Below are 20,192 nucleotides of genomic sequence, written 5' to 3'. Positions count from 1 at the left end.
CCAGCCCTCGGGTGGTCAGCCCTTCGCCGCCTCGGCCCGGGCCTTGGCCCAGCGGTAGTCGGCCTTGCCCGCAGGGGAGCGGACGAGGGAGTCGACGAACACGAAGGCCTTGGGGAGCTTGTAGCGGGCCACGTGGTTGGCCGCCTCGGCGAGGAGGCCCTCCTCGTCGGGCTCGGCCCCCTCGACCAGCTGGACGACGGCCACGACCTCCGAGCCCCACCTGTCCGACGGGCGGCCGGTGACGACCACGTCGGCCACCGACGGGTGGGGGGCGAGGGCCATCTCGACCTCCTCGGCGAAGATCTTCTCGCCACCGGAGTTGATGGTGACCGAGTCCCGGCCCAGCAGCTCGATGATGCCGTCCTCGCGCCACCGGGCCCGGTCGCCGGGCACGGCGTAGCGGGTCCCGTCGATGACCGGGAAGGTGCGGGCGGTCTTGTCGGCGTCGCCCAGGTAGCCGAGGGGGACGTAGCCCCGCTGGGCCAGCCACCCGACCTCGTCCTCGCCGGGGCTGAGGAGCCGGCTGATCGACTCGTCGACGACGACGGTGTCGGGGCCGGGGGTGAAGGTGCCGGTGCTGGCCGCCCCCCGCACCGAGGTCTGGCCCATCTGGGCCCCGGTCTCGGACGACCCGACGGCGTCGAGGACGACGATGTTCGGCAGCAGCTCGAGGATGCGCTCCTTGAGCGCGGCCGTCAGCGGGGCGCCGCCGTTCACCACCGCGAACAGGCTGGAGAGGTCGCGGGGGCGTCGGGTCAGCTCGTCGATGAGCGGGCGGGCGAAGGCGTCGCCGACCAGCTGGAGGGTGTTGACCTTCTCCCGCTCGGCCTGGTCCCACACCCCGGCGGCGTCGAGCCGGCTGGGGTCGTCGGGGATGATGATGGCCCCGCCGCCGGTGAAGGTGTTGAACGCCAACCACTGGGCGGCGCCGTGCATGAGCGGCGGCGTGAGCGCCGCCCGCATGCCGGTCTCGGGGACGGCCGCCACGATGGCATCGAGGTCGGGGTGGACCTCCGACGACCCGAACGGGCGCCCACCCATGGCCCCCACGTAGATGTCGTGCTGGCGCCACAGCACGCCCTTGGGCATGCCCGTGGTGCCACCGGTGTAGAGGATGTACAGGTCGTCGGGGGACGGGGTGCGGTCGGTCAGGGGCTCGGCGCTGGCGGCGGCGAGCGCGCCCTCGTAGTCCACGGCGCCGGGGAGCAGCTCGGCGCCGGTCTCGTCGGCGACCTGGACGAGGACCCGCAGGTCGGGGAGCTCGTCGCGGATCTCGGCGAGGAGGGGGGCGAAGCGGGCGTGGTACACCAGGCCGGTGGCGCCGGAGTCCCGCAGCAGGTACAGGAGCTCCTCGGTCACGTACCGGTAGTTGACGTTGAACATGCCGACCCGGGCGGCGCTGCCGGCGATCATGCCCTCGACGTACTCGTTGCCGTTGTAGAGGTAGAGCCCCACGTGGTCGAGGTGGCTCTCGTGGCCACCGAGGCCGTCCCGCTCGGAGCGGGCGCCGAGCCCGGCGTCGGCGAGGACGTGGGCCAGCCGGGTGCTGCGGTCGAGCAGGTCGCCGTAGCTCAGGCGGCGGTCGCGGAAGACGATCGCCTCCCGCTCGGGGTGGGCGCGGGCGACGGCGTCGAAGACGCCGGCGAGGGTGAACTCCTGGGGCACGTGGTGGTCCTCCGGGGACGGGTGGGACCCCGACCCTAGGAGAGGATCTGACGGGTCGTCAGGCGTCGGGCCCGGTGGCCACCGGGTCGCTCGCCCTGCTCCCGTCCGTCCGGGCCGTCTTGCGAACCCAGGCGTGGTCGGTCTTGCCCGACGGCAGCCGCCGGACCTCGTCGACGGTGACGATCCGCCGCGGGACCTTGAACGCCGCCAGGTGCTCCCGGCAGTGGGCGTCGAGGTCGTCGGCCACCAGGGCCCGGCCCCGGCGGGGGGCGATCACGGCGACGACCCGCTCGCCCCACCGCTCGTCGGGCACGCCGACCACGGCGGCGTCGAAGACGGCCGGGTGGGCCTTGAGGACCGCCTCGACCTCGTCGGGGAAGACCTTCTCGCCGCCGGTGTTGATCGAGCTGGCCCCCCGTCCGAGCAGGGTGACGGTGCCGTCGGCCTCGACGCGCCCCAGGTCGCCGGGGATGGCCCAGCGCTCACCGCCGACGATCGGGAAGGTGGCCGCCGTCAGCTCGGGGTCGTTGCGGTAGCCGAGCGGGATGTGGCCGCGCCGGGCGATGACGCCGATGCGGCCGGTGTCGATGCCGGGGATCAGCGGTTCGAGGTCGTCGTCGAGGACGGCGGTGTGGTCCCCGAGCGGGAAGCGGGCCGCCGGCATCGCCGCCTGGCCCGGCCAGGCGATGGCGTTGCCCTGGCCTCCCGTCTCGGAAGCGCCGTAGCCGTCGACGACGGCGATCCACGGCAGGTGGGCGGTGAGCTCGGCCCGCACCGCCGGCGACAGGACCGCCCCGCCCGACACGACGGCCACCAGATCGTCGAGCGACCACCGTTGCGGGTGGGCGGCGAGGGCGTCGGCGAGGGGCCGGCCGAAGGCGTCGCCGACGATGACGACCAGGCTGGCCCGCTCGGCGACCACCAGGTCCCAGAGGTCCTCGGCCACGAACGTCGAGGAGGGGAGGGTCACCACCGTGCCCCCGGCAAGCAGGGTGCCGAGGGCCACCCACTGGGCGGTGCCGTGGATCAGGGGCGAGGCGGTGACGGCGCGGGCCCGCCCCTCGTGGGCCCGGTCGACCAGCTCGGTCGGCGTGGCGGGCACGTCGGGCTCGGTCCCGGCGAGGACGGCGGCGCCCCGCCCGGCCCCGAGGGCGGCGAAGAGGATGTCCTCGTGGCGCCACTCGACGCCCTTGGGCATGCCGGTGGTGCCCCCGGTGTACAGGAGGTAGCGGTCGTCGCCGCTGCGCCCGGTCGGGTCGGGCCGACCGGCGGGGGCCGCGGCCAGGCGGGCCTCGTGGGCCCCGCCCCGCCCGACGAGGGCGGTCACCTCGTCGCCCTCGGCCCGCAGGGCCGCGACGGCGGGGTCGACCGTCGCGCCGAGGTCAGGCCCGTGCAGGACGACCCGGGGCCGGGCGTCGCCCAGGAGGTAGGTCATCTCGGCCGCGGTGTAGCGGTAGTTCACGTTGAACGGGATGGCGCGGAGCTTGTAGGCGGCGAGGAGCGCCTCGAGGTGCTCGTGCCCGTTGCGGAGGGCCACGCCCACCCGGTCGCCGGGGCCGACCCCGTGCTCGGCGAGGACCGCCGCCAGTCGATCGGCCCGGTCGTCGAGCGCGGCGAAGGTCAGGCGGGACCTCCCCGCGACCACCGCCTCGCGGCCACCGACCCGGTCGACCACCCCCTCGAACAGGTCGGCCAGGTTCCAGCTCCTGGCCATCCTCCGACCGTAGCGATGGGACCGTCGCGGACCGGAATCAGGACCTACCCTCCGGGACCATGACCAACGGCATCACCTTCGGCGTGTTCGTCCCCCAGGGGTGGAAGATGGAGCTGGCCTCGATCGATGGCGCCGAGGCCAAGTGGCAGCGCGCCGTCGAGGTCGCCGTCCGCGCCGAGGAGCTCGGGTTCGACCACATCTGGGCCTACGACCACGTCCACAACGTGCCCGTGCCCGCCCAGGAGGCGATGTTCGAGTGCTGGACGACGCTCGCCGCCCTGTCCCAGCGCACCACCCGCATCGGGTTGGGCCAGATGGTCGGCTGCACCAGCTACCGGAACCCGGCGCTGCTGGCCAAGATCGCGTCCACGCTCGACGTCGTCTCCGGGGGCCGGCTCGAGTGGGGGATCGGGGCCGGGTGGTACGAGCAGGAGTACCGGGCCTACGGCTACGAGTTCCCGTCGGCCCGGGTGCGGATCGAGATGCTCGAGGACTGCGTCGAGATCGTGACCCGGCTCTGGACCGAGGGCGAGGTCACCCACGCCGGCACCCACCTGTCGGTCGCCGGCGCCCAGTGCGACCCCAAGCCGCTGGGCTCGCCCCACGTGTGGATCGGCGGCGGCGGCGAGAAGCGCACCCTGCGGGTCGTGGCCAAGCACGCCACCCACTCGAACTTCGGGGGCCAGCCCGAGGAGTGGGCCCGCAAGTCGGCGATCCTCGACGGCCACTGCGCCGAGGTGGGCCGCGACCCGGCCACGATCACCCGCACGATGTCGGGCGAGATCTTCCTCCGCGAGACCGAGGCCGAGGTCGGCACCGAGTCGCGGTCGTTCTGGGGCGAGCCGTTCGAGACGTGGGCTCCGTCGAACTTCGTGGGCACGCCCGAGCAGGTGTGCGAGAAGGTCCAGGCCTACGTCGACGCCGGCTGCGGCGGGTTCGTCCCCTGGTGCGCGGACTACCCCGACACCGAGACCCTGGAGCTGTTCGCCACCAAGGTCATCCCCGAGTTCCGCTGAACCGTTCTGTCAATCCCCATGGGGCGTGGAAGCGCATGAGGGTTGACAGAACGCGGGCTACTCGTAGTAGCGGAAGATGATGCTGGCGACGCAGGAGGGCTTCGCCGCCCCCTCGACCTCGAAGGTGAAGGTCATCGAGACCTGGGCCCCGCCGGGGATGTCCTCGACGCCGTCGAGGGCGGCTCCGAGCCGCAGCTTGGCGCCCACGGGGACGGGCGACGGGAAGCGGACCTTCTCGCAGCCGTAGTTCACGCCCATCTTGATGCCCTCGACCCGCATGATCTGCGGGCTGAGGGTCGGGCCCAGCGACAGCGTCAGGTAGCCGTGGGCGATGGGGCCGCCGAAGGGCGACTCCTTGGTGGCCCGCTCCGGGTCGACGTGGATCCACTGGTGGTCGCCGGTGGCGTCGGCGAAGGTGTTGACCTGCTCCTGGGTCACCTCGACGTAGTCGGAGTAGCCGAGGTGGGTGCCCACCAGCTCCTTGAGTCCGCTGATGCCCTGGATGATCGTCGTCATGAGGGCATCATGGCCTACGTGAGCGGAGCGGTCCCACCCACCGACCTGGTCGGCGTCGTCCTGGCGGCGGGCGCCGGGACCCGTCTGGCTCCCCTGACCCGGCTCCGCCCCAAGGCCCTGTGCCCCGTCGGCGGGAGCCCGCTCGTCGACCACGCCCTGGCCCGGGTGGCGCCGCACGTGGCCGACGTGGCGGTCAACGTGCACCACGGCCGGCTCCTGATGGAGGCCCACCTGACCCGGGCGACCGCCGGCGTCCGCCCTCACCTGTCGGTCGAGCCGGACCGGGCCCGGGGCACCGCCGGGGCGCTGGGCCTGCTGCGGGGCTGGATCGCGGGCCGGGGCGTGCTGCTCACCAACGCCGACGCCTGGCTGCCCGCCGACCTCACGGACCTCGTCGCCGGCTGGGACGGCGAGCGGGTGCGGCTCCTGTGCGTGGAGGACCCCGCACGCGGCGACTTCGGCGACCTGCGCTACTGCGGTGCCGCCCTCCTCCCGTGGGCCTGCGTCGCCCCCCTCGGCGAGGAGCCGGCGGGGCTGTACGAGGTGATGTGGCGGGCCGAGGCCGAGGCCGGGCGGCTGGACCTGGTGACCCACGCGGGGCCGTTCATCGACTGCGGCACCGTGGCCGACTACCTCGCGGCCAACATGGACGCCTCCGGGGGGGCGGCCGTGGTGGGCGAGGGCGCCCGTCTGGGCGAGGGCTGCGAGGTGGTGCGGTCCGTGGTGTGGCCCGACGCCGACGTCGCCCCCGGTGAGCGCCTGGTCGACGCCGTCCGCGCCGGCACCGTCACCGTCCTGGTCAGATAGGGGGCAAGGCCACTTCGTGCGGGGGGACCTGGAGGGCGGCCTGGTAGCCGCGAGCGGCGCGCAGGACGATCTCGACGTAGGCGTTCGAATGGTTGTACGAGAGGTAGCCGGCCCGCAGCTGGGCCTCGTCGGTGAGGTCGGTCCGACCCGCGCACAGGTACGCGGCGGCGCCGGCGGCGGCGTCGTAGACGGTGAAGGGGTCGGTGACCCCGTCGCCGTCGCCGTCGCGCCCCCACGCCGCCCACGTCGAGGGGATGAACTGCATCGGGCCCACGGCCCGGTCCCACACCGGGTCGCCGTCGTAGAGGCCCCCGTCGGTGTCGCCGATGGCGGCGAAGGCGCCCCCGTCCAGCTGCGGGCCGATGATCTTCACTGACGGGTAGCCCCGGGCCCCGAGCCGCCCGCCGCCGTGGGTCCCGTGGCGGCCCTCGACCTTGGAGATGCCGGCGAGGGCCCACCACTCCATGCGGCACGGGGCCGAGGCCGCCGCCTTGAGCCAGGCGTCCAGGGCGACGACCGGGAAGTCGATGCCGGCCCCGACCACGTCGGCCCGGAGCAGGGCGGGGGGGATGTCGGCGGCGGCGAGGAGGACGTCGGCCTCCCGGTCGGCGAGGGCGTCGACGGACCGGACCTCCGCGGCCTGCGTCTCCACCGTCTCGGCGTCGATGTCGACGATGTGCTGCTCGGCCGCCTGGCGGACCGCCACCGCGTCGCGCTCGGCCTGCTCGGCCGCGGCCCGGGCCTGGGCCGCCCGCTCCTCGGCCGCCACCGCCTCGGCGTGGTCGCGCACCCGGGCCCGGACGTCGCCCAGCCGGGCGACGGCGGCGTGGTCGTCGTAGGCCAGGCGGAGGTTGGCGTCGGTGGCGTCCTCGCCGGTGATGAGGACCTCCATGGCGTCGGAGGTGCTCGACGACTCGTTGACGAAGGCGGCGACCATCAGGTCCCGGAGGTCCTCGCGGGCCTGCTCGAGCCGCTCGGCGGCCGCCGCGGTCGCGCCGATCCGCCGCTCGTGCTCGCGGGCGGCGGCCTCGCGCTCCTCGCCCCGCTGGCGCTCCTCGACCTGGCGCTGGGCCAGCGCCTCGACGGCCTCGACGCGCTGCTCGCCCAGGTCGACGATGTGCTGGCGCAGCTCGTCCCGGTGGGCGATGGCGTCGTCCCGGGCCTCCTCGGCCCGGTCGAGGGCGCCCTCGACCTCGTCGAGCTCGTCGCTGGCGGCCTCGACGCCCGCCAGCGACGGCGACGGTGGGTTGGTCGGGAGTGGCTCGTCGACGAAGCCGGGCTCGTAGGGGCCAGCCGGCGGGGCCTGGGTCGCGGGGGCCGCGGGCGCCGCCGGCGCGACGACGGCCGGGACGACGTCGACCGGCGGGCCGGCGGCGGTGGGCCCGGGCCCGAGGGTGGAGCCGGCCACGACGGCGGCGACCAGCAACGCCGCGCCACGCCGCGCTCGGCCCGCTCTGCGTGTCACCTCATGCGCCGTCGTCACGTCTGCCGTCCCGGTGGTCCCCGATCGACCGGGGGGGCGAGGCTACCCGGCGCCCCCGGCCCGGTCACGGCGGGTGGGGGTGGGCACGCTCGCTGCCGCCAGCTGGCCGCAGGCGGCGTCGATCGACGTGCCCCGGGTGTCGCGGACGGTGACGTTGACGCCGCGGTCGGCCAGGTCGCGGCGGAAGCGCTCGACCCCGTCCGCGGGGGTGCCGCGGGTCGCGTAGCCCGGCGTCGGGTTGAGCGGGATCAGGTTGACGTGGGCCCGGAGCCCCCGGGCGTAGTCCGCCAGGCGGGCGGCATCGACGCGCCGGTCGTTGACGCCGTCGATCAGGGCCCACTCGAAGCTGAGGCGCCGGCCGGTGCGCTCGATGTGCTCGGCGCACGCCTCGGCCAGCAGGCCCAGCGGGTAGCGCCGGTTGATCGGGACCAGCCGGTCCCGGAGCTCGTCGTCGGCGGCGTGGAGGGAGACGGCGAGGTTCACCGGCAGGTCGGCGTCGGCCAGCCGGCGGATCCCGGGGACGATCCCCACCGTCGAGATGGTGATGTGGCGGGCGCCGAGGCCGAGGTCGTCGTGGATGCGGTGGACCGCGGCCCAGGTGTGGGCGAAGTTGGCCAACGGCTCGCCCATGCCCATGAAGACCACGTTGGCCAGGCGCCGCCCGTCGGCGCGGGCGCGGCGCGACGCCCGCACGACCTGCTCGACGATCTCGCCGGAGGTGAGGTGCCGGGTGAAGCCGGCCTGGCCCGTGGCGCAGAAGCCGCAGGCCATGGCGCAGCCCGCCTGGCTCGACACGCACACCGTCGAGCGCTGGGGGTAGTGCATCAGCACCGTCTCGACGCGGCTGCCGTCGCCCAGGGTCCACAGCCACTTCACCGTGTCGCCGCCGTCAGCCGCCGCCTCGGTGGTCAGGGCGAGGGCGTCGGGCAGCTCCTCGGCCAGGCGGCGCCGCAGCGTCAGGGGGACGTTCGTCATGTCGGCCGGCTCGGCCAGGTGGGTGTGCAGGCCCTCCCACACCTGGTCGACGCGGTAGCGCGGTTGGTCGGCGAGGAGCTGGCCGAGGGCGGCCCGGTCGACGTCGTAGCGGGTCGTCCGCGCCGGGGGCCGGGGCGCGACGTCCGCCGGCGGTGCGCTCCCGGTGGTGGCCATCCGTCGAGGATACGGGTGGGCCGCCCTACCCTGACGGCGATGACGGACATCCCCCCGCCGGAGGAGCCGGGCTGGTACGCCGACGCCGGCGGGAGCTGGTGGTGGTGGGACGGTCGGACGTGGTCACCGGCCCCCGGCCAGCACGGTGGACCGGCGGGACCCGACCGCTCGCAGGAGCGGACCCAGGCGCTCCTGATGTGGATCCTCTACCTTGCCGTCGGCGGGTGGCTGGTGGCGCTGATCTTCTACCTGATCTCCAAGGAGAAGCCCTTCGTCCGCCACCACTCGGCCGAGGCCCTCAACCTGACCCTCGTCCTGCTCGTGCCCCAGATCGTGGGGGTGGCACTGCTGGTGCCCGCCTACGTCGACTACATCATCTCGGTCTCCGACAACCGGGACACCGGCTTCGAGGCGACCCCGGCGTTCGTCATCGGCCTGGTGCTGGTCGGGCTGCTGACGCTCGCCAGCTACGCCCTGGGCATCGTCGGGGCCGTGCAGGCCCACCGCGGGAGGTGGTACCGCCTGCCCATCGGGCTCCACCCGGTGCGGGGGGTGCGGGGCCGGTCCGAGGACCCGCCCTACGACCTCAGCGAGGGCTGAGCCCCGTCCGGCTGCGCACGCGCCGGGTGCGGGCGGTGGTGAAGCCGAGCCGGTCGTACAGGCGTCGCGCCGGCTCGTTGTCGGCGTCGACGTAGAGCAGGGCGTGCCCCAGGCCCCGGCCGGCGAGGTGGTCGAGGCCGGCGCGCACCAGGGCCCGCCCCAGACCGCGGCCGCCGGCGTCGGGGTCGACTCCGATCACGTAGATCTCGCCCGCCGCCGGACCGTCGGCCGACGCCGGGTGGACCTTGGTCCAGCAGAAGCCGTCGAGCCGGCCGCCGGCGTCGACCGGGGGGTCGCCGTCGAGCAGCAGGAACCCGGTGGCGTCGAACCACGGCTCGGCCATGGCCCGGTGCAGGCTGGCGAGGGTCTCGTGGCCCTGGTCGGGGTGGCCGGCGAAGGCGCGGTTGTTCGTCGCCACCCACGCCGCCTCGTCGGCGGTGCCCGGGCGGAGGGCCCGCACCGGCAGCGTCGGCGTGGTCGGGTCGGCGGGGAGGGGGAGGGGGCGCTCGAGGCGGAGGATGTCGCGCCGCTCGACCAGGTCGACCCGGGCGGCGACGGCCTCCACCTGGTCCTCGTCCCCGTCGGACTCCCAGTGCACCGCGGTCGCGCCCGACGACTCGGCGCGCTCGACCAGGGCGGCCAGGAGAGCGGCGAAGCGCTCCCCGTCGCCGCCGCCCAACGGGGCGTCGAGGGGGTCCGGCCCCGCCACCCACGCCTCGCCGTTGCGGGTCCTCATCGTGGCCCGCAGGGTGGGCGACCCGACGACCTCGCCCCCGTCGTCGTCGAGGCGCAGGTCCGTCACGGGGACGACGCTACCGACCGGTACCGTCCGTCCATGGCCCGTCCCCGCTCGCCCAAGGGCCGCGCCCGCCAGGCCCACCTGCTGCTCGCGGCCGAGTACCCGGGGGACGCCGTCGCCCTCTGCGCCCTCGACCACCGCAACCCCTTCGAGCTGCTGGTCGCCACGATCCTGTCGGCCCAGTGCACCGACGAGCGGGTCAACCAGGTCACGCCCCACCTCTTCGCCGCCTTCCCCACGCCCGCCGCGTTCGCGGCGGCACCGCCGGCGGCGGTCGAGGAGCTCATCCGGCCCACCGGCTTCTACCGCAACAAGGCCAAGAGCCTGCTCGGGATGGCCCACGTCCTCGACGAGCGCTTCGGCGGCGAGGTGCCCACCACCATGGGCGACCTGGTCACCCTCCCGGGCGTGGGCCGCAAGACGGCGAACGTGGTCCGCAGCGTGGCCATGGGCCTCCCCGGGCTGCCGGTCGACACCCACGTCGGGCGGCTGGCGCGCCGGCTCGACCTCACCCGCGAGACGGACCCGGTGCGGGTCGAGATGGCCCTCAACCCGATGGTGCCGGCGGCCGAGCGGGGTGTGTTCAGCCTGCGCCTCATCCTCCACGGGCGGGCCATCTGCCGGTCCCGGACCCCCCGCTGCGGGGAGTGCGCCCTTCCGCCATCTGCCCCTCGGCGGGCCGGGTCGCAGGGGGCCCGAAGGGGTGATTCGCTGGTCAGACCGGGTGATGCACCCCTGCATCGGTCCTGGTCAAAGCCACGCCACCCGTTCGACGCGTCGGCGCTGAAGATGGCGGTCGCTGACCAACAAATCTGACGGATCGGGACCCGATTCGCTGGACGGAGGGTCACCTGTGCGTATGATGGGCCCCGACCAGGTTCCCGCCACCTGGTTCCTGCGACGCCGGGATCCGCCGCCTGGCGTCGCCCCGACGGGGGCGCCTCTGGCGCCCCCGTCGTCATTTTTCGGGTCTCGTCACTCGCTTCGCTCCGTTCCTCGAGCTGAGCGTGCTCGCTGCGCTCGCGCCGAAGACCTTCCCAGCGGCGGAGCCCTCGTTCCTCGGGCCCACGCCGCTTCGTCTGGGGGAGACCCCCAGACCCTCAGCGGCGGTGATGATGTGGGTGGAGAGGCCCCTCCGGGCGGTCTGACTCTCCCAGCGGCTGACCTTCCCTTGTGGGGGTGTCTTGGCGCAGATCTGTCGGCCGCCCGGGGGGCTTCTCCGGTTGCGCCTGCTGGCTTGGCGTCCGTGACTTCATAGGAGCCTGGCCTGGTCCCATCACCGTCTTGTCCGCGTTGCCGGCTGGCGGGCGCTGTCCCTCGAACAAGGAGCAGCAATGGTGACCACGATGACAGACGACCCGGTGCGCGTCACGGGCGGCGTCGATACCCACAAGCACGTCCATGTGGCCGCCGCCCTCGATGGCCGGGGCGGGGTGTTGGGGGTGAGGGAGTTCCCGGCCACGGGTGCAGGTCATGTCGATCTGCGGGGTTGGTTGGGCTCGTTCGGGACCGTGGACGCTGTCGGGGTCGAAGGAACTGGGTCCTGGGGGGCCGGGTTGTGTCGATCGCTGCGCGAGGCCCAGGTCACCGTCCATGAGGTCTGGCGCCCGAACCGTCAACGTCGTCGCAGGACCGGCAAGTCCGACCCTGCCGATGCTGTGGCGGCTGCCCGGGCTGTTCAGGCCGGTGACGGCCTGGCGGTCCCGAAGGACCGGACCGGGCCTGCTGAGGCCGCCCGTCTCGCTCGCATCAGCCGAGACTCGCTCACCCGGGAGCTCACCAAGCTGGCCAACCAGATCCACGCGGTGATCGACAGCACCGCCTCGGAGACGCTCCGAGACCGCTACCGGCACAAGACGATCTCGCAGATCGCCACCGAGGCCGCCCGGTCCCGCCCGGGGGGCGAGGTCACGAACCCCGACGTCATGGCCGCCATCACCCTGCGGCGCCTTGCTCGGCGGTGGCTCGCAGCCAGCGTCGAACGCGACGAGGTCGACATCGACTTGAAGGTCATCGTCGAAGCCGCCGCCCCCCAACTGCTCGATGAGCCCGGCATCGGCGTCGATGTTGCGTCGGTCTTCATCGTCAGCCTCGGCGACAACCCCGACCGCATGGCCACCGACGCAGCAGCCGCAGCCGCCTGGGGCGCCAGCCCCGTCGATGCCAGCAGCGGCCTCCACCAGCGACACCGGCTCAACCGCGGCGGCGACCGCCAAGCCAACCGGGCCCTCTACATCGTCGCCCTGTGCCGCATGCGATGGGACCCCACCACCCAGGCCTACATCGCCCGCCGAATCGCCGAGGGAAAGACCAAGAAGGAAGCGATCCGCGCCCTCAAACGCCACCTCGCCCGCCGCATCTGGCGCCTCCTCACACAAACCCCCGCCCCCTGCCCCTCGCCTTGACATCCATAGGAGCATCTTCGCCGGGCTGAGGTGCGTCGCGGGAGATCGCCCGGATCGGTCTCCAGCCGTCATCTGGGCTGGCGCGCGGGGCCGGTACCGCGCGGCTACCGGTACGTCTTCTCGGCTCTCTGGAGGGCGCGGCGCGCCGTGCGGAGGGCGCGCTCGGCGTCGTAGAGGGCGGCGGCCAGGGGTTCGGTGGGGGAGCGGTCCGAGGCGACGGCGCCCTCGCCCACCCGGCGGAGCAGCTCGTCGACCTGGTCGCCCAGGGCGCTGAGGTGGGCGGCGGTGGGCACGTCGGCGTCGGGCATCGGCCCAGTGTGGCGGGTGCCTCGTCCGGCGACGACGGGGCCAACGCGTGGGGGGCGTCCCGGGGCGCTTCGGTAGCGTGCGGGGGTGCTCGCCCGCCTCGACCTCCGTGGCCTCGACCCGGCCTCCCTGGCCGCGGCGCTGCCGCCGCTGACGCTCGACGACGACGGCCCGCGCCTGGCGGTGCGCCAGGTCCTCGATGCCGTGCGGGCCGGCGGCGACGCCGCCGTCCGGGAGCTGACCGCCCGGTTCGACGGCATCGACGTGGCCACCACCCGCGTCCCCGACGAGGTGATCGCCGCCGCCGTCGACGCCGTGGACCCCGAGGTCCGGGCCGCCCTCGAGGCCGCCGCCGCCGGCATCGAGGACTTCCACCGGCACCAGCTCCGCCCGCCCACGACGTACCGCCGCGACGGCATCGTCATCGAGGGCCGGGCCCAGCCCGTCGACCGGGCCGGCTGCTACGTCCCCGGGGGCCGGGCCCTCTACCCCTCGACGGTCCTGATGACCGCCGTCCCCGCACTGGTGGCCGGCGTGCCCGAGGTCGCCCTGTGCGTGCCGCCGGGCCCCGACGGCGAGGTGCCGACCCTCACCCTCGCCGCCGCGGCCGTGGCCGGCGTGACCGAGGTGCACCGGATCGGCGGGGCCCAGGCCATCGCCGCCCTGGCCTACGGCACCGAGACCGTCCGACCCGTCGACGTCGTGGTCGGCCCCGGCAACGTCTACGTGGCCGAGGCCAAGCGCCAGGTCGCGGGGGAGGGCCGCGTCGGCGTGCCCTCGGCCTTCGCCGGCCCCTCGGAGGTCATCGTCATCGCCGACGGGTCGGCCCCGGCCGCCCTGGCCGCCGTCGACGTGATCCTCCAGGCCGAGCACGGCCCGGGCGGCCGGGCCTGGTTCGTCACCTGGGACGAGGAGGCGGCCGACGCCGTGCTGGCCGAGATCGCCGAGCAGGTGGCCGCCTCGCCCCGCCGGGCCGACATCGAGTCGACCTTCGCCTCGGGCGGCTACCTGGCCCTGGTCGACGGCCCCGAGGCGGCTGCCGAGGTGGCCAACCACGTCGCCCCCGAGCACCTCGAGGTCATCTGCGACGCCGCCGCCAGCGCCACCGTGGTCGGCCGCATCCGCCACGCCGGTGCCGTGTTCGTGGGCCCGTGGTCCCCGGCCTCGGTCGGCGACTACGTCGCCGGGCCCAGCCACGTGCTGCCCACCGCCGGGACGGCGCGCTTCGGGTCGGCTCTGACCGTCGCCGACTTCACCAAGGACATCCACGTCGTCACCCTCGACCGCGACGCCCTCGCCGCCGTGGCCCCGCACGTCGCTGTCCTGGCCGAGGCCGAGGGCCTCCCGGCCCACGCCGACTCCGTCCGCCGTCGCCTCGCCCCGACCGAGGCCGCGACGTGAGCGCGCCGCTCGTCGCCCCCCGGGACGATGTGGGGCTGATGGACGGGTACCACTCGGCCCAGGTCGACGTGGACGTCCGGCTCAACACCAACGAGTCGCCCGAGCCGCCACCCGCCGCCTTCCTCGACGCCGTGGCCGCGGCGGTCGCCACCGTCGACTGGCACCGCTACCCCGACCGGGCGGCCACCGCCCTCCGCACCCGCATCGGCGCCCTGCACGGGGTCGGCCCCGAGCAGGTCTTCGTGGCCAACGGGTCCAACGAGGTCCTCCAGACCCTGTCGCTCGCCTACGCCGGGCCGGGGCGGAGCGTCGCCGTGTTCGAGCCGACCTACGCCCTGCACGCCCACATCGCCCGGATCACGGGGTCGTCGGTGGCCGAGGGCGAGCGCACCGTCGACTTCGCCCTCGACCTCGACGAGGTCCGTCGGGTCCTGACCGAGGCCGAGCCGGCGCTCACCTACCTCTGCTCGCCCAACAACCCCACGGGCATGGTCGAGACGCCCGAGACGGTCGTCGAGGTGCTGGGCCTGGCGCCGGGGCTGCTCGTGGTGGACGAGGCCTACGGCCAGTTCGCCCCGTGGTCGGCCCTCGAGCTGGTCGACGAGGCCACCCCCCTCGTCGTCACCCGCACCTTCTCCAAGACCTGGTCGATGGCCGCCGCCCGCCTCGGCTACCTCGTCGGCCCGTCGTGGGTCGTGGCCCAGCTCGAGAAGGTCGTCCTGCCGTACCACCTCGACAGCCTCAAGCAGGTCGCCGGGCTGGCCGCCCTCGACCACGTCGGCGCCATGGAGGAGCGGGTCTCCCGCCTGGTCGAGGAGCGGGGCCGGGTCGAGGCCGCCCTGCGCGACCTGCCGTGCGAGGTGTGGCCGTCGGCCGCCAACTTCATCCTCTTCCGCCCCGCGACCGTCGCCGGCGCCGACGTGTGGCGCCAGCTCGTCGAGCGCTCCGTCCTCGTGCGCGACTGCTCGTCGTGGCCCCGTCTCGACGGGTGCCTCCGCGTCACCATCGGCACCCGCGACGAGGACGACCGGTTCCTCGCATCCCTCCGAGAGGTCCTCACATGACACGCGCCGCGTCCCGCCAACGGACCACCAAGGAGACGTCGATCTCGATCAGCCTCGACGTCGACGGCCCCGAGGGGAAGGTGGCCGTCACCACCGGCCTGCCCTTCTTCGACCACATGCTCGACCAGGTCGGCCGTCACGGCGGGTTCGACCTCACCATCGAGGCCACCGGCGACCTCCACGTCGACGCCCACCACACCGTCGAGGACGTCGGCATCCTCCTCGGCGAGACCTTCCGCGAAGCGCTGGGTGACAAGTCCGGGGTCCGGCGGTTCGCGTCGGGGCTGTACCCGCTGGACGAGGCGCTGGTCGAGGTCGCCCTCGACCTGTCGGGGCGGCCCTACGTCGTCTACGACGTGCCCTTCGGCGAGGTCCTGCCGCTCGGGGACCCCCCGTTCAACCCGGAGATGGTCGAGCACTTCTGGCACTCGTTCGCGGTGGCCGCCGGGATCACGCTCCACGTGACCAAGAAGGCGGGCCGCAACACCCACCACGTCATCGAGGCCACGTTCAAGGGCGTGTCCCGCTGCCTGCGCGACGCCGTCCGGGTCGAGGGCACGGGGGTCCCGTCCACCAAGGGCAGCCTGTGAGCGACGACGCCCGACCCGACGAGAGCGACCGCCGGCCGCCGCTGGTCGCGGTCCTCGACTACGGGATCGGCAACCTCCGGTCGGCCCAGAAGGCCCTCCAGAAGGTCGGCGCCGACGCCCACCTCACCGCGGATGTGGGCCTGATCGCCGAGGCCGACGGCGTGGTGCTGCCCGGCGTCGGGGCCTTCGGCCGCTGCATGGAGGCCCTGGCCGCGGCCGGCCTGGCCGCCGTGGCCCGCGAGGCGGCGATGGCGGCGGCGGGGGAGGGGCGGCCCTTCCTCGGCGTCTGCGTCGGGATGCAGATGCTCTTCGACGGCTCCGACGAGAACCCCGAGGTGCCGGGGCTGGGGGTGGTCGGCGGTCAGATCCGTTTGCTTCCCGAGGGTGTGAAGCGGCCCCAGATGCAGTGGAACGTGCTCGACTGGACCCGACCCAGCCCGATGGCCGACGGCCAGCCCGACCCGGCGTGGGTGTACTTCGTCCACTCCTACGCGGCCGAGGTGGCCGACCCCGCCGACGTGGCCGCCACCTGCGACTACGGGGCCCCGGTCACCGCCGTCGTCGAACGGGGAGCCCTGTGGGCGACCCAGTTCCACCCCGAGAAGTCGGCCGCCAACGGGCTGCGCCTGCTCGGCGCCTTCGTCGACCGCTGCCGCACCGCCGTCCCCACGGCGCGCTGACGTGGACCTGTTCCCTGCCATCGACCTGCGCGGTGGCCGCTGCGTGCGGCTGACCCAGGGCGACTTCGCCCGGGAGACCGTCTACGGCGACGACCCGGTGGCCCAGGCCCGGGTGTTCGCCGACGCCGGATCGCCGTGGATCCACGTCGTCGACCTCGACGGGGCCCGCACCGGCGACGGCGCCAACCGCGAGGTGATCAAGGCCGTGGCCGCCTCCACCCTCACCCCGGTCCAGACCGGCGGCGGCATCCGCAGCGACGCCGACGTCGACGAGCTGCTCGATGCGGGCGTGGCCCGGGTCGTTCTCGGCACCGCCGCCCTGGAGGACCCGGCCTGGGCGCGCGCCGTGGCCGCCCGCCACCCCGGCCGGGTCGTGCTCGGCCTCGACGCCCGGGGCGACGAGGTCGCCGTCCGGGGCTGGGCCGAGGGCTCGGGCCGGAAGCTGCTCGACGTGGCCCGGGAGATGGACGACGCCGGCTTCGTCGCCTACGTCGTGACCCAGATCGAGGTCGACGGGGTCGGTACCGGCCCCGACGTGGAGACCTACCGCCTGCTCCTGCAGGAGTGCGAGACCGACATCGTGGCCTCCGGCGGCGTGGGGTCGGCCGCCCACCTGCGGGACCTGGTCGCCCTGGAGGAGGGGATCCGGGTCCTCGCCGGAGCGGTCGTGGGCAAGGCCCTCTACGACGGCAGCCTCTCCATCGACGACGCCCTCGCCGCCGCCGGCTCGGCGTAGGCGAGGCCCCGTCGAGGACGATGGCGACCCAACCGGACCCGGCGCGGGAGCTCGACGAGGTCGCGGCCCGGGCCACGGCGTCGCCCGAGACCCACGTCGTCGACGGCTGGGCGGCCAAGTGCGCGCCCGGCCTGCCCTTCCGGCGGTGCAACTCGGTGCTGCCGCCCGTCGGCGCGGGTGCCGACCCGGCCCGGGCCGAGGCGGTGATCGACCGCCTGGCCGGCTGGTACGACGAGCGCGGGTTCCGGATCGCCGTGGTCATCTCCACCGCGGACCCGTCCGCCGCCGCCCTCGACCGGCTGCTGGCCGACCGGGGGTGGGAGGTCGAGGCCCCGGTCGACATGCTCGTCGCCCCGCTCGCCGACGTGGGCGCCGCCTCCGGGGCCGAGGAGGTCACCGTCGAGGTGGCGGTCGGCGTGGACGAGGCCTGGGCTCGCCGCTACGGCGCCGTCCACGGCGACGACGATGCGTCCCGGAGCCGGGTCGAGGCCTACGGGCGGCTCCTCCAGGACCTGGGCCCGGGCGCCCTGGCCGCCGTGGCGCGCCGCGACGGCGACCTCGCCGGGGTCGGCTTCAGCGTGGTCGAGGGACGGTGGCTCGGGGTGTTCGGGATGGGCACGGCGCCCGCCCACCGGCGCCGCGGCGCCGCTCGCACCGTGCTCTGCGCCCTCGCCGGGGCGGGGCTCGGGGCCGGCGCCACCGACGCCTACCTCCAGGTCGAGGTGGACAACCCCGGGGCCCAGGCCCTGTACCGCGGCACGGGCTTCACCCCCAGCCACGCCTACCACTACCGGGTCTCGGCACCCCGCTGAACGGTGGAGGGCACCTCACACGGCGACGATCACCTTGCCGGAGTTGCCCCCCGTGAAGAGCAGGTTGAGGGCGTCGACGGCGTTCTCCAGGCCGTCGACCACGTGCTCGCGGTGCTGGATGCGGCCCTCGGCCACCCAGCCGAACATCTCCAGCTGACCCTCGAGGAACCGGTCGACGTAGTCGAGGACCAAGAAGCCCTCCATCCGCGACCGGGTGTTGATCAGCTCGAAGGTGTTGGGGATGCCGGGGGCGCCGTCGCGGTCGTTGTAGATCGAGATGGCACCGCACAGGACGACGCGGGCGCGCAGGGCCAGGTTGTCGAGGACGGCCTCGAGGATGGAGCCGCCGACGTTGTCGAAGAAGACGTCGACGCCGTCGGGGCACAGCTCGGCCAGCCGGGCGGCGACGTCGTCGGCCTTGTAGTCGATGGCGGCGTCGAAGCCGAGCTCGTCGACGATCCAGGCGCACTTCTCGGGCCCGCCGGCGATGCCGACGACCCGGCCGGCGCCCTTGATCTTGGCGATCTGGCCCACGATCGAGCCGGTGGCGCCGGCGGCGCCGGAGACGACGACGGTGTCGCCCTCGGCGGGTCGGCCCACGTCGAGCAGCCCGAAGTAGGCGGTCATGCCGGTGACGCCGAAGACGCTGAGGGCCGAGGTGGCCTCGACGCCGTCGGGGAGGATCTGGGCCCCCGCCTCGCCCTCGTCGACGATGGCGTGGTCCTGCCAGCCGAGCATCCCGAACACCGATGCACCCACCGGGTACCGGTCGCTGGCGCTGGCGACGACCTCGCCGATCCCGCCGCTGCGCACCACGGCGCCGAGCTCGATCGGCGGCAGGTAGCCGGGGCGGTCGTCCATCCACCCCCTGATCGTCGGGTCGATCGACACGTAGCGGACCCGCACCACCGCCTGGCCCGGCTCGGGCTCGGGGACCGGCACCTCCTCGACCCGGACGACGTCGCCGTCGACCATGCCGGTCGGGCGGGAGGCGAGGACGAGGCGGCGGGAGGTGGCGGTCATGCCCGCATCATCCCTCCCCGTGCCGCCCGGCGCCGTCACCCGGGAGCGGCGACGTTCCAGCGCTCGATGACCGGCGTCTCCCGCTCCCAGCCGAGGAGGGCCCAGCCGCCGGGGTCGAGGGTCAGGTGACGGCCGACGAGGGCGGGGAGCCCGAGCCAGCGGGCGCCCAGGATCCGCAGCAGGTGGGCGTGGGCGACGAGGACGACGGTGCCGTCGAGGGTGCGGGCCCGGGCGATGACCCGGTCGACCCGCGCCCCGACCTCGTCGGCCGTCTCCCGCTCCGGGTCGGGTGCGTCCCACACCGTCCAGCCGGGCCGCTCCTCCCGGATCTCGGCGGTGGTCCGGCCCTCGGCCCAGCCGTAGTCCCACTCGACGAGGTCGTCGAGGACCTCGTCGACGGCCAACCCGGCCAGCTCGGCGGTGCGCCGGGCCCGGACGAGGGGGCTCGACCACACCGCGACGACGTCGTCGAGGGGCAGCAGGCCGGCCAGGTCGCGCGCCCGGGCCTCGCCCTCGGCGTTGAGGGGGACGTCCGTGCGCCCGGTGTGGCGACGGGTCGCGGCCCAGTCGGTGTGGCCGTGGCGGACGAGGAGGAGCCGCGAGGTGGTCACGAGCGGCCGAACGCCGCCGCCGCGACCGCGTGCGGCAGGCGGGGGAGGCCGGGATCGAGGACCCCGTGGTCGAGGACGTGCTGGGCGCCGGTGGCCACGGCACCGTACGCCGCGCTCGACAGCCCGCTGCCGAGCGAGACCCGCCGCACCCCCGCCGCAGCCATCTCCGGCACCGACAGCCCGCCGGCGAGGAGGATGCAGTTCACCGCCGTCGCCGTCTCGGCCACGATCCGGGTGACCTGGGCGGCGTCGAGGAGCCCGGGGGCGTAGACGACGTCGGCCCCAGCGTCGCGGTAGGCGACCAGCCGCTCGACGGTGGCGTCGAGGTCGTCCACGCCGTGGAGGTGGTGCTCGCAGCGAGCGGTCAGCACCATCCCGGCGTCGGACGCCGCCCCCGCGGCCGCCTCGACCCGGGCCACGGCCTCGGGCAGCGGCGTGAAGGCGTCGGCGGCCGGGTCCCAGTCCTCGATCGAGCAGCCCGCCGCCCCGGCCTCGCCCAGGAGCCGCACCGTCTCGGCCACGCCGGCGGGGTCGTCGGCGAAGCACCGCTCGGCGTCGACGTGGAGCGGCAGGTCGGTGGCCGGGGCCAGGTCGGCCACGTGGGCCAGGAGGATGTCGCGGTCGATGGCCATGTCCATCAGCCCCCGGCTGTTGGCCAACCCGGCGCTGGTGGTCGCCAGGGCCTCGAACCCCAGGCGGGCGAGGATCCGGGCCGACCCCCGGTCGAAGGGGTTGGGGATGACGAACGTCCCCTCCCGGTGCAGCTCGCGCAGACGGTCACGGCGGGCGGTGAGGTCCATCCCATGAGCCTCCCA

Annotated in this window: 21 protein-coding genes; 11 read left to right on the top strand and 10 right to left on the bottom strand. The window is 74.7% G+C overall.

Annotated elements, in window-relative coordinates:
- Positions 1 to 15 precede the first annotated feature (15 nt).
- Both HC251_RS13680 and HC251_RS13675 read right to left on the bottom strand, forming a co-directional pair.
- Complete coding sequence (locus HC251_RS13680) at positions 16 to 1,665, bottom strand: acyl-CoA synthetase (RefSeq protein WP_219941163.1); 1,650 nt, start codon at positions 1,663 to 1,665, stop codon at positions 16 to 18.
- A 58-nt stretch (positions 1,666 to 1,723) separates the two neighbouring features.
- Positions 1,724 to 3,379 (bottom strand): AMP-binding protein, encoded by a 1,656-nt coding sequence (locus tag HC251_RS13675; RefSeq protein WP_219941162.1) that lies wholly within the window; start codon positions 3,377 to 3,379, stop codon positions 1,724 to 1,726.
- A 59-nt stretch (positions 3,380 to 3,438) separates the two neighbouring features.
- Here HC251_RS13675 and HC251_RS13670 point away from each other — a divergent pair, with 59 nt between their 5' ends.
- Positions 3,439 to 4,395, top strand: coding sequence for a TIGR03560 family F420-dependent LLM class oxidoreductase (locus tag HC251_RS13670; RefSeq protein WP_219941161.1), 957 nt, complete (start codon positions 3,439 to 3,441; stop codon positions 4,393 to 4,395).
- A 57-nt stretch (positions 4,396 to 4,452) separates the two neighbouring features.
- Here the strand turns inward: HC251_RS13670 and HC251_RS13665 are convergent, their stop codons facing one another.
- Positions 4,453 to 4,911, bottom strand: a complete 459-nt coding sequence (locus HC251_RS13665) for a MaoC family dehydratase (RefSeq protein WP_219941160.1) — start codon at positions 4,909 to 4,911, stop codon at positions 4,453 to 4,455.
- Positions 4,912 to 4,920: 9 nt separating this feature from the next.
- On the opposite strand from HC251_RS13665, the gene HC251_RS13660 reads away from it, so the two are divergent.
- Complete coding sequence (locus tag HC251_RS13660; protein ID WP_370651250.1) at positions 4,921 to 5,718, top strand: NDP-sugar synthase; 798 nt, start codon at positions 4,921 to 4,923, stop codon at positions 5,716 to 5,718.
- Here the strand turns inward: HC251_RS13660 and HC251_RS13655 are convergent.
- Positions 5,711 to 7,183, bottom strand: coding sequence for a lytic murein transglycosylase (locus HC251_RS13655; RefSeq protein WP_219941158.1), 1,473 nt, complete (start codon positions 7,181 to 7,183; stop codon positions 5,711 to 5,713). The two genes, HC251_RS13660 and HC251_RS13655, sit on opposite strands and share 8 nt — an antisense overlap.
- A gap of 60 nt (positions 7,184 to 7,243) precedes the next feature.
- Positions 7,244 to 8,350, bottom strand: coding sequence for a 23S rRNA (adenine(2503)-C(2))-methyltransferase RlmN (gene rlmN / locus HC251_RS13650; RefSeq protein ID WP_219941157.1), 1,107 nt, complete (start codon positions 8,348 to 8,350; stop codon positions 7,244 to 7,246).
- 39 nt (positions 8,351 to 8,389) lie between these two features.
- Between rlmN and HC251_RS13645 the strand changes: the two genes are divergently transcribed.
- On the top strand, positions 8,390 to 8,950 hold the full coding sequence (locus HC251_RS13645) for a DUF4870 domain-containing protein (protein ID WP_219941156.1): 561 nt from the start codon (positions 8,390 to 8,392) through the stop codon (positions 8,948 to 8,950).
- On the opposite strand, the gene mshD is transcribed toward HC251_RS13645, so the two are convergent.
- A complete protein-coding gene (mshD, locus tag HC251_RS13640) occupies positions 8,937 to 9,752 on the bottom strand; it encodes a mycothiol synthase (protein WP_219941155.1) in 816 nt (271 codons plus the stop codon). The genes HC251_RS13645 and mshD overlap by 14 nt on opposite strands.
- A 33-nt stretch (positions 9,753 to 9,785) precedes the next feature.
- Between mshD and nth the strand changes: the two genes are divergently transcribed.
- Complete coding sequence (gene nth, locus HC251_RS13635; protein ID WP_219941154.1) at positions 9,786 to 10,565, top strand: endonuclease III; 780 nt, start codon at positions 9,786 to 9,788, stop codon at positions 10,563 to 10,565.
- Between the two features lie 518 nt (positions 10,566 to 11,083).
- Entirely contained in the window at positions 11,084 to 12,154 is a 1,071-nt protein-coding gene (locus tag HC251_RS13630; protein WP_370651249.1) for an IS110 family transposase, read from the top strand.
- A 104-nt stretch (positions 12,155 to 12,258) separates the two neighbouring features.
- Here the strand turns inward: HC251_RS13630 and HC251_RS13625 are convergent, their stop codons facing one another.
- Positions 12,259 to 12,462 (bottom strand): hypothetical protein, encoded by a 204-nt coding sequence (locus HC251_RS13625; protein ID WP_219941152.1) that lies wholly within the window; start codon positions 12,460 to 12,462, stop codon positions 12,259 to 12,261.
- 85 nt (positions 12,463 to 12,547) lie between these two features.
- On the opposite strand from HC251_RS13625, the gene hisD reads away from it, so the two are divergent.
- The 6 genes from hisD to HC251_RS13595 are packed head-to-tail and all read left to right on the top strand — an operon-like array spanning position 12,548 to position 17,743.
- Positions 12,548 to 13,861 carry a histidinol dehydrogenase gene (gene hisD, locus HC251_RS13620; protein ID WP_219941151.1) on the top strand — a complete coding sequence of 438 codons (1,314 nt, stop codon included), beginning with the start codon at positions 12,548 to 12,550 and terminating at the stop codon, positions 13,859 to 13,861.
- On the top strand, positions 13,858 to 14,925 hold the full coding sequence (hisC, locus tag HC251_RS13615) for a histidinol-phosphate transaminase (protein WP_255566408.1): 1,068 nt from the start codon (positions 13,858 to 13,860) through the stop codon (positions 14,923 to 14,925). Before hisD ends, hisC begins: the two co-directional genes overlap by 4 nt.
- Positions 14,922 to 15,515, top strand: coding sequence for an imidazoleglycerol-phosphate dehydratase HisB (gene hisB, locus HC251_RS13610; RefSeq protein WP_219941150.1), 594 nt, complete (start codon positions 14,922 to 14,924; stop codon positions 15,513 to 15,515). Before hisC ends, hisB begins: the two co-directional genes overlap by 4 nt.
- A complete protein-coding gene (hisH, locus tag HC251_RS13605; RefSeq protein WP_219941149.1) occupies positions 15,512 to 16,195 on the top strand; it encodes an imidazole glycerol phosphate synthase subunit HisH in 684 nt (227 codons plus the stop codon). The genes hisB and hisH overlap by 4 nt, the downstream gene beginning before the upstream one ends.
- A 1-nt stretch (position 16,196) precedes the next feature.
- Positions 16,197 to 16,931: a 1-(5-phosphoribosyl)-5-[(5-phosphoribosylamino)methylideneamino]imidazole-4-carboxamide isomerase gene (hisA, locus tag HC251_RS13600; protein WP_219941148.1), complete on the top strand. Its 735-nt coding sequence runs from the start codon at positions 16,197 to 16,199 to the stop codon at positions 16,929 to 16,931.
- Between the two features lie 20 nt (positions 16,932 to 16,951).
- Positions 16,952 to 17,743: a GNAT family N-acetyltransferase gene (locus HC251_RS13595; RefSeq protein ID WP_219941147.1), complete on the top strand. Its 792-nt coding sequence runs from the start codon at positions 16,952 to 16,954 to the stop codon at positions 17,741 to 17,743.
- A gap of 15 nt (positions 17,744 to 17,758) precedes the next feature.
- On the opposite strand, the gene HC251_RS13590 is transcribed toward HC251_RS13595, so the two are convergent.
- The 3 genes from HC251_RS13590 to HC251_RS13580 are packed head-to-tail and all read right to left on the bottom strand — an operon-like array spanning position 17,759 to position 20,177.
- Entirely contained in the window at positions 17,759 to 18,766 is a 1,008-nt protein-coding gene (locus HC251_RS13590) for an NADP-dependent oxidoreductase (RefSeq protein WP_219941146.1), read from the bottom strand.
- A 35-nt stretch (positions 18,767 to 18,801) separates the two neighbouring features.
- The gene (locus HC251_RS13585) at positions 18,802 to 19,377 is read right to left on the bottom strand and encodes a histidine phosphatase family protein (protein ID WP_219941145.1); all 576 of its coding nucleotides are present in this window, start codon (positions 19,375 to 19,377) and stop codon (positions 18,802 to 18,804) included.
- The gene (locus tag HC251_RS13580) at positions 19,374 to 20,177 is read right to left on the bottom strand and encodes an isocitrate lyase/phosphoenolpyruvate mutase family protein (protein WP_219941144.1); all 804 of its coding nucleotides are present in this window, start codon (positions 20,175 to 20,177) and stop codon (positions 19,374 to 19,376) included. Before HC251_RS13580 ends, HC251_RS13585 begins: the two co-directional genes overlap by 4 nt.
- Positions 20,178 to 20,192: the final 15 nt, after the last annotated feature.

This window comes from Iamia sp. SCSIO 61187, assembly GCF_019443745.1.
In the GTDB taxonomy this organism is placed as follows: domain Bacteria; phylum Actinomycetota; class Acidimicrobiia; order Acidimicrobiales; family Iamiaceae; genus Iamia.
Note: the sequence above shows the minus strand (reverse complement) of the source record. Positions and strands in the feature narration are given on the sequence as shown.